We start from the raw sequence: 12,526 nt of genomic DNA on the forward strand, positions 1-12,526 counted from the left end.
TTTATTCTGTAGCTTTTATCCTTTGAATTAGTTCATATGTTTCATTATCCGATGTTTTGTACTTTTCGTACATAGCTTCAATTTTTTGCGAAAAACCAGATTTATCTAATCGTATAATTTCCACTCCCGCTTTTTCAACAGCTTCAAGTGCTTCTTTTTCTGAAATTTTCCATAGTTCCCTTTGATAGGTTACCGAATTTTCAATTGCTTTTTCCATCCACCCTTTTTCCTGCTTGGTCAATTTTTTCCATAGATGAGTTCCAGCGACCAGTACATCTGGAATTACTGTATGTTCGTCTAAGGAAAAGTATTTACACACCTCATATTGTCTTGATAGATAAAAAACTGGGGGATTGTTTTCTGCCCCATCAACAACTCCTTGTTGTAAGGCCGTATACAATTCACCTGCCGAAATTGGTGTGGGAGAACCACCAAAGCGTTCTACCATATCTATGGCAGTAGCACTTTCCATTACCCTAATCTTAAGTCCTTTTAAGTCTTCAGGAGTTCTTATAGCCTTCGTTTTTGTATAAAAACTTCGACTACCGGCATCGTAATAACAAAGTCCTTTTAGTAAATATTTTTCTCCCTCATTCAACAATTGTTGACCAATTTCACCATCAAGTACCTCAAACGTATGTTTCTTATCCCTAAAAAGGTATGGAAGGCCTAAAACCTTCATTTTAGGGGCAAAATTTTCCATTACACCCACAGATACCTTTGTCATATCTAGCGCACCCAATTGCAGCAATTCAAGACATTGGCGTTCTGTGCCCAGCTGCTGGTTGGGATAGATTTCAATTTTTAAAGTGCCATCTGAAAGAGTATTAAGATCTTCACCCATTTTTTGCATAGCCATGTGTACAGGATGGTTAGTGTCAAGACCATGTGCCACCTTAAGTGTTTTGGTCTCTTGCAGGCGATTACACCCAACGATCATTATGGCCATGATCACAAACAACACCCATGATTTCAGCACCTTTACTTTCATTTTATCAACTTTTGTATGCAATGCATGGTCTCACGAACGCGGTTTTCCAAAAGACCAAAATCCGCAGATTTTAAAATATCCTTACTGATAAGTTGAGAACCCAAGCCTACACAGGTTACCCCTGCATCAAACCAGCTTTTGAGATTAGCTTCTTCCGTACTTACGCCTCCAGTTGGCATAATACTTGTCCATGGTTGTGGCCCTTTAATCGCTTTAACAAACTCCGGACCATAAACCGCTCCTGGGAACAGTTTAACAATCTCACAGCCCAATTCTTCTGCTGTATTTATTTCTGTTAATGAACCACAACCTGGAGACCAAAGTACTTTTCTCCGATTACATACCTTAGCAATATCTTCTCTAAAAGATGGGGTTACAATAAAATTTGCACCCATTTGCATGTATAACGATGCGGTTCCTGCATCGGTTATAGAACCCACGCCCAGTATCATTTCTGGTAATTCTGCACTTACAAAGTGACTTAATTTTGAAAAAACTTCAAAAGCGAAATCACCGCGGGCAGTGAACTCTAAAAGTCTTGCTCCACCGTCAAAACATGCCTTAACTACTTTCTTGACCACCTCGAAATCCTCATGGTAAAATAAAGGTACCATTCCAGTACTCTTCATAGTTGCAGCTACTTTTATTCTCGTATATTTTGCCATAATTCTATCGTGCTACTCGGCCGGAAGCATCGCCTCCCATTAATTTTTCCACTTCTGCTACAGTCACTAAATTGGCATCTCCTTTTATGGTATGTTTAAGACAAGAAGCGGCTACCGCAAAATCCAATGCCTTTTGATTATCCTCTGGGTATTGTAATAGTCCATATATTAATCCGCCCATGAAAGAATCTCCACCACCTACACGGTCAACGATATCTGTAATCTGGTATTCTCTGGATTTAAACATTCTGGCACCATCATAAAGTACACCTGCCCAAGAATTGTGTGAAGCAGATATGGAACCTCTTAAGGTTGTAATCACTTTTTTTGCCTTTGGAAACTTTTTCATCATCTGTTCACAAACAGATAAGAATGCCTCTGCTTTTACATGTTCTCCATGCATGGTAATATCCAATCCTTCTGGTCTAATCCCAAAATGCTTTTCCGCATCTTCTTCATTACCCAAAATGATATCGCAATAAGAGGTAAGTTCTGTCATTATGTCTTCCCTATCCCCACCATACTTCCAAAGTTTGGCTCTGTAATTAAGGTCTGTTGAAATGGTCAACCCCATTTCACTTGCCATCTTGACAGCTTCTAAACAAGTATCCGCAGCACTTTGTGAAATGGCAGGTGTAATACCTGTCCAATGAAACCATTGGGCATCGGAAAAAATCGATTTCCAATCCATCATACCAGGTGCAATCTCTGACATCGCCGAGTTAGCCCTATCGTATACTACTTTACTACCTCTGGAGACCGCCCCGGTTTCTAAAAAATAGATACCCAATCTATCGCCACCGAATACAATTTGTTCTGTACCAACAGCTCTTTTCCTCATTTCTATTAAAGCACAGTGACCTATATCATTATCGGGAAGTCTTGATACAAAATCAACTGGAATTCCATAATTAGCCAAAGAAACAGCTACATTCGATTCTCCTCCTCCATAAACCACATCAAAGTTATTTGCCTGTGAAAACCTTAAAAAACCTTGGGGTGTAAGCCTTAACATAATCTCACCGAATGTGATTACTTTTTTCATTTATATTTATTTTTTTTGTATTATTTTCTTTTGCCCAAAACTCTAAATAAGTATTGTTTCTATATTCTTCTCCTGACTTCAATAGAGCAGAAGGAAAATGTTCAAAGTTTGGGGCATTAGGAAAATTTTGGGTTTCAAAACAAATGGTTTTCACTTTGCTTGGTGTATATATTACAACTGCAGGCTGATTGGTTTGAATGTCCATCACTATACCTGAATAAGGTGAATAATATGTAATTTGTGGTGTTCCTGTCTGCAAGACAAAGGTTTCATCAAATTTTATTTTTCCGATTGCCTTGCTTTTCCTGAAATCTTTTTTAGTTTTATCAAGAGACAAAAAAGAGCCGGTGGGCAATCCATGGTCAGACACTTCCAATATGCTATCTGCTAAAACTTGAACATATTGATTTTCTAGACTCTTTCCTGGTGATAGATTAAAATGGGAGTGGTTTGTAAGATTAACAATGGTGATCGCATCAGTGGTTGCGGAATACTGAATTTGAAGTCCATTCCCCTTTAGGGTGTATTTTGCTTTCACATAGAGATTACCTGGATAACCTTCCTCACCGTCTTTACTTAAATAACTAAATGTTATCGATGCTTTATCAATGTTAAGAACCTCCCATATCTTTCTATTAAAGCCCTCTTTACCCCCGTGTATGTGGATTCCTTTACTTCTTTCTGTAAGTAAATATTCAGAGCCTTCCAGTATTAGTGTAGAGGATAACCTACCTGCATACCTGCCCACACAAGACCCTAAGTACATTTCACTCTCCAAATAATCTCTAGGATTATTAAAACCTAAAACGATATTAATGGGTTTTCCGTTTTTATCCTTAACCCAAAGTTCTTGAATAGTGGCTCCATAATTAGTCAACCGTACTTTTAAATCTTCATTTTTTAGTTCAAAGCTCTCAATCTTGTCCGTTTTGGCGAAAGAGAGCGTACAGACCATAAAAAGAAAATATCCTAATTCTCTGAATTTTGGAATCCTATTTCTTTTTACATGATTCTGATGAAAATTCATGCTCCGATTCCTAATTAGCTTTATCAATATTTTTCTTTCGCTCTATTATCCATTGAGGCAGTCTACCTAATCTTAGCTTTAGTTGCTCTTCAAAAAGGGATTCTGGTTTGACAGGTTTACTAATACTTTCGGCTATTTGTACCTCATTTTGGTTAAACGTAGTGCCAGAACCGTGAAAACCTACTATTATAGGAGGTACTATGCGCCAATAATCAGAATCTTTCGCCACAAAATTGAAATTGGTTTCAGCACTGTCCGTTTCCTTATAATTCCAAAGCACCAAATTGCGACCATGATTTGGTAAGTTCTTAATAGCACCACCTGCTCGCCCTGCAAAGAAGCCTCCTTCTACATTATCGAACAAAGTGCACCTAGGCTGCGAGGCATGGGATTCAAAAGAACTATTAGAAGGGTGTTTTGAACGCCAAATAACCGTACCCGTGGTACTGCCACCACTAACACCTGTGGTATGGTGCATACCTGCCTTATCATTAATATTAGCGAACAATATGCCAGTGGAGCCACCGCCGGCACTTAACGAATTATGCCCAATAGCTCCTTCAATATCAATATTTAAAGCTGTGGTTGCAGCAGATGCGGAGATACTCACAGGTCTATTCACATTTTTGAATGTGCAGTCCCTAATCCAAGAGTCAACGATTTTAGAAAGCCCAAGAATGCTCCAGCCACCATCATGTTGTGCGGAACGATGGTGTACAAATTTCTTTTTCCAATTACCTTCAAAAGTGAGGTTTTCAAAACCAATATGATGTAAGTTCGGAAAACTCAAAAGCTGCCAATTATATTTCGCTTTTACATCATAATGAATTGGGGTTTCAAATGTAATTCGATTTTCGTCTATCGATTTTACCTTGTGCCGCTCGTTTACCTCGACACCATCTCTGATCAATGAGGTCCATTTTGGCTCAATTTTTAAGCCATTAAGATCATAATCGATGAGTTCTTTAGCATTGTTCTGTACTTGTAAAATTAGCCAATCTCCCTTTTTTATCCCATTAATATTTTTCACCGTAACGGTATTGCTCTCTCGTCTCGCATCTTCGATAATTTTAGTAATCAGCGTACTTTTCAGTTTGACCTTAGTGGTAATTGCATAAGGGCACGTCCACATTTTTAAAGGGTCTATTGCCGGTAAATCTTTTTCGAAAAACAAGACTGTATAGTCTCTATTCTCTCCTTGAAAAACGATTTTTGAAGATGTAATATGGATGATATCCAATTCATCATCAGCAGTGTTTATGAGATATCTGCCCCTAGGAAAAAAAATTATCCCCTCGCCATATTTAGTAGCTGCATTTATTGCATCTTGGATAGCTCTTTTATCAGATCTACTATCATCTGGTACGGCCCCATAATCAACAACATTAAATTTTTTAAAAGCTGCTTTAGGTATCGCTACTTCACTATATTTATAACCTGCAAATGAAAAGTCGGGCAAAAGAGGTTCTCGTCCTTTCTCTTTTGCTGTTTTAAAGTCTTGCCAAACTTTACTTTCCTGAGCTTTGCAAGCTATACAAAGCAAACACAAAGATAAAGCAGAGGAATATGCTAACTTAAACCTCATCCTTCTGAATATTTTTGTTTATAGCGGATCAAAGCTTCAATATAATAATAGTCTGCATAGCTCAAAGGAACATCTATTTCATTACCATGCGGAATACTACCTACACTGTGTTTCAATATAAAATTATGATTTTCTCCTTGTTTATTAGTGTACTTTTCCGAAGACAAAACCATTATTAGATGGTCAATATAAGTTTTGTAAGATACATTTGTATACCCATCCAACTCTAATAAGGCAGCTGTGCTAATTGCAGCCGCGGAGACATCAACTAGTTCGTTAGGAATATTTGAGGCGTTGTAATCCCAAAAAGGTAAGTTATCATTATTTGATGCATTTTTCTTTAAGATAAATTCGGCAATTTTGTTGGCCTGTTCAAGGTATTTCGGGTCTTTTGTGTATCGATAACAAACGGTGTAACCATAAACACCCCAAGCTTGTCCTCGCGCCCAAGCACTTTCATTGGCAAAACCTTGTGCGGTCTGCTTACTTCTTACTTCTCCAGTTAAGGGATCATAATCAACAACATGGTAGGAACTATAGTCATCCCTAAAATGGTTTTTAAGTGTAGTATTGGCATGTGTAATGGCAATCTCTTTGTATTTAGGGTTCTTGGTCAGCTCGCTTACTTTGAACAATAGTTCTAGATTCATCATATTATCAATGATTACGGGATACTTCCAGTTTCTTTTAGATTGCCAACCTTTGTCCGTATCCCAACTCTTGATACAACCTACCTTAGGATTAAACCTTGTGACTAAAGCATCTGCTGCGGTAATAAGAACCTCTTTGTAATTATCATTTTTGGTGAATTCATAACCATTGGCAAAAGAGGTATTAAAAATAAAACCAAGGTCATGATTGTCTGTAAAATATTTATGCGACTCAAACATGGCTTGAAACTTCTCAGCATCCATTCTCCATTTTATATCATTTGTAGTTTTGTACATATACCAGAGACTACCGGGGAAAAAACCTTCGGTCCAATCAAACTCCAACTTTGCCCAATGAATTTCACCGTCTTTACCTATAGTTCTGGGAATTCTCTGATTCTTTTTTGCCTCTTCCTTTTGTAACTCCAACTGATGTACAGCTCGTTGAAGTATATTATCGATATTTAGAGTATCATGCTTCGCTTTGCCCATCATATCTTTTGGATTCTCAGCACAAGAAACTAGAGTAATCATAGTTACGAGAATCACCAAAAATTGATTAAAATCCAGCCATCTAATTTTGAACATATCTGACACTTTCATATCTAAGTTAGAGTTAAAATAATATCAGGACAATATCTTAGTATTCTGAAGAAGACATAGGGTAATTTGAGTTTGATTTAGGGGTTAAATCATTCTTTCGGCCATAAAAAATTGGCACTATTTCGAATCTTCCAACTCTTTTACCTTGGTTTTGCGGAATTGGGAAGCTGTACTTCCGTAAACCTTTTTAAAACAAGTTCTAAAATATTTCAAGTCATTGAAACCAACCTCGTATGCTATGCTGGCTATATTTAAGTCTGTTTGTACAAGCAACTGTGCAGCTCTCTTGAGTTTAACCATTCTAATAAACTCCGAAATAGATTGTCCGGTCAAGGCTTTAAATTTTCTATAAAGTACGGTTTGACTCATGTGCATAAGTTCAACTAACGTAGAAGCCATAAAATCAGAATCAGAAATATGCTCTTCTACAATACCTATGGCTTTGCGTAAAAAGATTTCATCGGGGGACTCCAAATCTATCTTCTTAGGTTCTAAAATAATTTCATTCCTGAATTTTTTGATAAGGTTTTGTCTTGACTTTAACAAATTAGCTGTTTGTAAAGTCAATAGATTAGCATCAAAAGGTTTAGTTATATATACATCTGCTCCTGTATCATATCCTATTTTCTGAACTTTAGTGGAAGTCCTGGCCGTCAACAAAATAACTGGTATGTGGCTAGTATTGATATCTAGTTTAATTTTTTTACAAAATTCTATTCCATCCATTTTTGGCATCATTACATCGCTAATTATCAAATCAATAGGTTGGCTTAGAGCAACTTCGATACCTTGAACACCATTAGCGGCCTCCAAAACATTATAATCTTTAGTAAATAGGCTTTTAATAAAGTTACGTACTTCTAGGTTATCTTCTACCAAAAGAAGGGTATGTAAATCTTGTTTCAATAGAACAGTTTTTTCCTCAATATCCTTTATCTGCACTATATTGTTGGTCCAGCCAATTTTAACTGCAGAAGGGTCAAATTCATTAAACATGATATCTTCATCATCTTCATTTGAGGAAGTAATTATTTCATGAGGTTCTAGGTGCTCATTACCAAAGGGTAATAGAATTGTAAATACAGTTCCCGTACCTTCTTTGCTTTCTACATAAATGTGTCCTTTATGTAGTTCTATAATATCTTTTGCCAATGCCAGACCTACTCCAGTGCCCGATCTAAACTCATTTTGTTGGCCAAGCTGAAAATAGCGATCAAAAATAAATTCCAAATCTTCTTCACGAATACCGGTTCCAGTATCACTTATTTGTAGGTTTAAAGATTTTACAGCGGTTTCCTCCTTCTTTTCTTCAGAAATAGTAATAGTTATATTACCTCCTCTAGGTGTAAACTTAAATGCATTAGACAGCACATTTAGCACTACTTTTTTCATTTCTATTTTATCAAACCAGACATCTATATGCTCATACTTGGTCTCAAATTTATAATCTATATGCCTCTCCTTGGCCAATTCTTCAAAAGAAAGTTTAATGTCCCGAATAAAGGGGACAACATCTGTTTTTCTGGCAGATAACTTTAATTTACCCGCTTCACTTTTTCTAAAATCCAATAACTGGTTTATTAGTTGCAACAGAATGCTGGCGTTTCTGTACATGCTGCCTAAGCGTTCTTGAATGGTTTTGTCTCCAACCTTCTCGTCAATCATTCGTTTTAAGGGGCCAATTATAAGGGTAAGTGGTGTCCTGAAATCGTGCGAAATATTGGTAAATAATTGTAGTTTTAATCGGTTAATCTGCTCGTCACGCTCTCTATCTAAGCGTTCTTTTTTAAGTTCTGTACGTTCTTGTATACGTTGAATACTATATTTTCGTATTACCAGAAATAGTCCTGTTATTAATATAAGGTAACTTAAATAAGCCCACCAAGTTTGCCAAAGTGACGGTGCAATTACAATGTTAACCCATGTTGCTTTCTCCGTCCATACCCTATCGCTATTGGTCGCCTTTACTTTGAATTTATAATTACCATGATTTAGATTGGTGTACGTTGCCGTTTTACTATTTCCTACATAATTCCAGTTTGTGTCAAAGCCTTCCAACATATAGGCATATTCATTTTTATTGGCTTGTGAGTAACCAAGTGCCACATAATCAAACGTAATATCATTTTGATTATGCTTTAATGAAATATTTCTTGATTGTTCGGGAATATTTATAATTTCCTTATTTCTAATATCAAGGGATTGAATAACGATTGGCGGCATAAAGGAGTCTTCTTTTATATTCTTAGGGTCAAAAACTGTAAACCCGTCGACCCCACCAAAAATGAGTTCACCGTTTTCCTTTTTAAGATAAGCACCATAATTAAACTCGTTTCCTTGAAGACCATCCGATAGGTTAAAATTCTTGAACTCATTTGATTCTGGGTTAAATCTACTTAGGCCTTTGTTGGTACTCAACCAAAGATTTCGTTCATTATCAGGAACTATTCCATAAATAACTTCATCAGGCAATCCTTCCTGAACCCCATATCGCTTGCTTGTATTGGTATCAAAATTATACTGGAACAAACCATCGCCTTCTGTACCAATCCACAGATTTTTACCTGATTCTTCATATGTGCTAATTACTTTTTGTACGCCATACGTCATTTGGGTATTTTCTTTGTACGGTATTCTGGTAATTTTTTTCGTTGCAACATCCACATAAGCCATTCCATTTTCACCACCTACCAAAACTTTCCCGTCGAAAGACTTAGATATGGTATATATAAATCTTCCCAATATATTCTGGTGGTCTGGTATGTGGGTAAACTTTTTATTCGTAAGGCTATAAAAATTCAACCCACCATTATTGGTCCCAACCCAAATATTATAATTACTATCTTCTGCAATAGATGTAATTCTATTGCTGCTTAGGCCATTGGCTCCTTCTTCTGCTCCTATTCCTATATGCTGGAATATTGGTTTGCCATCTTTAACATGAATATAGTCCAGTCCTTTACTATGGGTTCCTACCCATAGGTTGCCCATATGGTCTTTAATTACTGCCTTTACATTATTATCTGCCAGACTATTGCTATTGTGGGGGTCATATCTATAATAGGTGAAAGATTTGTTTTTTTTGTCATAAAAATTTAATCCACCACCTTCTGTTCCCACCCATAAGTTTTGATTATCGTCCTCAGCAATTCCACTAACAACTTTATAGTTTAAATCATCATCATCCGGACCTTCAGAAAAGCTAGAAAAAACAGTGGAGCTTTTATCCAAATAATTGATACCGCCAGCCCATGTTCCAATCCATAAATCTCCTCTTGAATCGGCCATGATATCATAGACAGAATTCTGGCTGAGACTATTTGGTATGGTAACGTTGTGTTTGTAATTATATACTTTATCATTTTTTCTATGTAACAGAAACAAACCTTCATAAGTACCGATCCATAGGTTTTGATTTTCATCCTCGTACATAGTCCTTACATTACCAGCAATAGGCTTGGAGCCATCTGGCATTCTATGTTCTACAAAAGAATTTATGGTTTTATCAAAGTAAGCCAATCCATTATCATAACCGAGCCATATTCTCTTTTCTGAATCTTCAAATAAAATGACATTATTATTCTTCATCTTTGAAGGGGATAAGTTTCTTGGATAAGAGTAATGGGAGAAAATTTCTGTCTCAGGATCATAAACATCAATGTTGATATCTGTACAAACCCAAATTTTCTTATTAGAGGACTTCAATAGCGATAAGGTTAAATTAGAACTTAACCCAGATGGTGTATTTTCTTTATGGACATATTTTGTTAAGCTACCCGGTACCGCATTAAAATACCATAATCCTTTGTTTGTAGCTATCCATAAACGAGATGATACATCAATTACGATATCCCAAATTTCCCCACTTAAATATTCACCTTCCTTTGTCCCAATCACTATTCTTTCAAAATTATCCAAGATTGGATTATATCTATTGAGACCATTTTTTGTACCAATCCAAATGTTGTCATCGTTATCTTTAGCCAATGCCGTAATCCAGCTATCACTTAAACTATTATCGTTCGTTGAGTTATAATAATAATTTTTGAAAATATGTCCATCAAACTTATTTAGACCATATCTGGTACCAAACCATAGATAGCCCTTATTGTCTTGAAGAATGGTTACTACGGATCGCTGGGATAACCCCTCTGTTGTAGAATAATTTTTAAAACTTAAATTATCTAATTGGCTATACTCCAATTCTTGGGCATTTACCAACGTAAGAGAAAATACTAATAAGATGTAATTAATGAGCTTCATCATATTTAATGGCCATACACTACTGAATATATGTATTAAAAGACAAGGTTTAAAAACCTTTAGACTTGAATATATTTAATCTAGGTAAACTTAACTTTTAAAAATGGAATACCCCTATTCATAAATTAGAATAAGGGTATTACTCAAAATCAAACTAACTCGGTTTTCTTCATTATTGAATGACGAAGCCTTCAGGGTTCTGTACCAATTCACTCAAAGTAATTGAATTGAATGGAATTGGAGCAATGTACTGGGCCTCCGTAGGCATTTTTGCCAAATCTACAGGTTCGGAAGAATCTCTTTTAGCGGCCATTTCAGCCACGCGTTCAGTTCTGACAAGATCAAACCATCTTTTATACTCAGCGGCAAGCTCCCATCCTTTTTCGTCAACTATTTCATTCGGAGTGGCTGAACCTACATCGACTGCAGCGTCAGCTACTAAATAGGACAAGCCAGCTGCTCTTCTTTTTACTTGGTTCAAAGCTTCAATAGAACTAGCATTTTCCCCAACTCTTGCCTGAGCCTCGGCATAGATCAATAGAATCTCGGCATACCTATACAATTCTATGGATCTAAATGTTACGGGTCTACCGCTAAAAGTTAAATCCTCTGAGAGTACATATTTTTTGTACATGGGATGGGCCCTATCTGAATCTGGCCAGGGTATGGTAGCAGGGTCTTTAGGGGTGATTACTCCTCCCGGTGATTTTCTATTCGGAATATCTAATAAGAATGTAGCATCCTTTCTAGGTCCTTCAGGAAAATCATTAAAAAATTGCAACTCTGGAAAACAATCAGAAAATCCCCGCCCTTGGTGAAAGGTAAATGCAGTTGCTGCCCCATTCACAATACTTTGGTCATCCGCTAGTCTCAATGAAAATATGGATTCTCTACTTTCCGCACCTTCCAAGGTCCACAAATCCTCTATCGGGACCAGCTCATGATAGCCATAATCAATAATCTCTTTAGCTTTGGTCGCAACCAATTGATGTTTAGAAATATCCTTCACGGGCCAACCTGCCCAGGTCAAATACAGATCGGCCAATACAGATTTTGCCAAAGCAGCCGATGCACGTCCTGATTCCTCCGAACCTGGAACAGGCAGGGAGACCTCTGCAATTAGCAGGTCACTTTCTATTTGTTCATAGTTGGCCAGAACGGTGGCTCGCTGTTCCTTACCTGTTGGTACCACTCCATCCAAAATTAATGGCATATTACCCCAAGTTTTAACCAAGTGCAAATAGCTATATGCTCTGAATGTTCGAGCCTCCGCATCTGCCAAACTGATTATTTCCTCAGCTGCAGTAGACGTCTTAAGGGCTTCTATTAATGTATTACAATAGTAAATGGTTTGCCAATACCCATCCCAAGCGTGGGGCAACCAATTAATATCTGAATTTTCCCCACTCCCATAATCAAATCGATCAAACACTCTTAATGGTGCTTTATTACCAGCTGCCCATGTAGTAATATCATCGGCTCCGTAGGTGGCCGTTCTAGTGAAGTGGGGCGTCTTGTGTATTTCTAGCATTCTTCTATAGATAGGGGCAAGACTTGCCGTAATGTCCCCTTCGCTACTTAACCTGTCCAGTGTTAAGAGACTGCCGGTATCTTCCTCCAAATCTGAGCAAGAATAGCCTACCAAAGCTACTATTGCGAGAACTATTAATTTATTTATATGTTTCATAGTAGTTATT

8 protein-coding genes are annotated in these 12,526 nt (G+C 37.1%); all 8 read right to left on the reverse strand.

The genetic code is table 11. The features are described 5' to 3' along the window. Position 1: 1 nt before the first annotated feature. The 8 genes from ACKWCD_RS11050 to ACKWCD_RS11085 all read right to left on the reverse strand — a co-directional run bounded on the left by ACKWCD_RS11050 (position 2) and on the right by ACKWCD_RS11085 (position 12,516). The gene (locus ACKWCD_RS11050) at positions 2-991 is read right to left on the reverse strand and encodes a TRAP transporter substrate-binding protein (protein WP_413984010.1); all 990 of its coding nucleotides are present in this window, start codon (positions 989-991) and stop codon (positions 2-4) included. Continuing rightward, the gene (locus tag ACKWCD_RS11055; RefSeq protein ID WP_413984011.1) at positions 988-1,656 is read right to left on the reverse strand and encodes a bifunctional 4-hydroxy-2-oxoglutarate aldolase/2-dehydro-3-deoxy-phosphogluconate aldolase; all 669 of its coding nucleotides are present in this window, start codon (positions 1,654-1,656) and stop codon (positions 988-990) included. Before ACKWCD_RS11055 ends, ACKWCD_RS11050 begins: the two co-directional genes overlap by 4 nt. Positions 1,657-1,660: 4 nt before the next feature. After that, positions 1,661-2,701 carry a PfkB family carbohydrate kinase gene (locus ACKWCD_RS11060; protein WP_413984012.1) on the reverse strand — a complete coding sequence of 347 codons (1,041 nt, stop codon included), beginning with the start codon at positions 2,699-2,701 and terminating at the stop codon, positions 1,661-1,663. Then, positions 2,676-3,728 (reverse strand): aldose epimerase family protein, encoded by a 1,053-nt coding sequence (locus ACKWCD_RS11065; protein ID WP_413984013.1) that lies wholly within the window; start codon positions 3,726-3,728, stop codon positions 2,676-2,678. Before ACKWCD_RS11065 ends, ACKWCD_RS11060 begins: the two co-directional genes overlap by 26 nt. Positions 3,729-3,738: 10 nt before the next feature. Beyond that, complete coding sequence (locus tag ACKWCD_RS11070) at positions 3,739-5,313, reverse strand: DUF4955 domain-containing protein (protein WP_413984014.1); 1,575 nt, start codon at positions 5,311-5,313, stop codon at positions 3,739-3,741. Beyond that, entirely contained in the window at positions 5,310-6,551 is a 1,242-nt protein-coding gene (locus tag ACKWCD_RS11075) for a glycoside hydrolase family 88 protein (protein WP_413984015.1), read from the reverse strand. Before ACKWCD_RS11075 ends, ACKWCD_RS11070 begins: the two co-directional genes overlap by 4 nt. Positions 6,552-6,683: 132 nt before the next feature. Further along, positions 6,684-10,832, reverse strand: coding sequence for a hybrid sensor histidine kinase/response regulator transcription factor (locus tag ACKWCD_RS11080; RefSeq protein ID WP_413984016.1), 4,149 nt, complete (start codon positions 10,830-10,832; stop codon positions 6,684-6,686). Between the two features lie 169 nt (positions 10,833-11,001). Next, positions 11,002-12,516, reverse strand: coding sequence for a RagB/SusD family nutrient uptake outer membrane protein (locus ACKWCD_RS11085; protein WP_413984017.1), 1,515 nt, complete (start codon positions 12,514-12,516; stop codon positions 11,002-11,004). Between the last annotated feature and the right edge of the window lie 10 nt (positions 12,517-12,526).

The sequence above is a fragment of the Maribacter taeanensis genome, from assembly GCF_047345145.1.
Lineage (GTDB): Bacteria > Bacteroidota > Bacteroidia > Flavobacteriales > Flavobacteriaceae > Maribacter_C.

Coding starts and splice junctions, on each gene's coding strand:
- ACKWCD_RS11055 (WP_413984011.1), bottom strand. CDS start 1,656: ATGGCAAAATATACGAGAATAAAAGTAGCTGCAACTATGAAGAGTACT.
- ACKWCD_RS11060 (WP_413984012.1), bottom strand. CDS start 2,701: ATGAAAAAAGTAATCACATTCGGTGAGATTATGTTAAGGCTTACACCC.
- ACKWCD_RS11085 (WP_413984017.1), bottom strand. CDS start 12,516: ATGAAACATATAAATAAATTAATAGTTCTCGCAATAGTAGCTTTGGTA.
- ACKWCD_RS11065 (WP_413984013.1), bottom strand. CDS start 3,728: ATGAATTTTCATCAGAATCATGTAAAAAGAAATAGGATTCCAAAATTC.
- ACKWCD_RS11080 (WP_413984016.1), bottom strand. CDS start 10,832: ATGATGAAGCTCATTAATTACATCTTATTAGTATTTTCTCTTACGTTG.
- ACKWCD_RS11050 (WP_413984010.1), bottom strand. CDS start 991: ATGAAAGTAAAGGTGCTGAAATCATGGGTGTTGTTTGTGATCATGGCC.
- ACKWCD_RS11070 (WP_413984014.1), bottom strand. CDS start 5,313: ATGAGGTTTAAGTTAGCATATTCCTCTGCTTTATCTTTGTGTTTGCTT.
- ACKWCD_RS11075 (WP_413984015.1), bottom strand. CDS start 6,551: ATGTTCAAAATTAGATGGCTGGATTTTAATCAATTTTTGGTGATTCTC.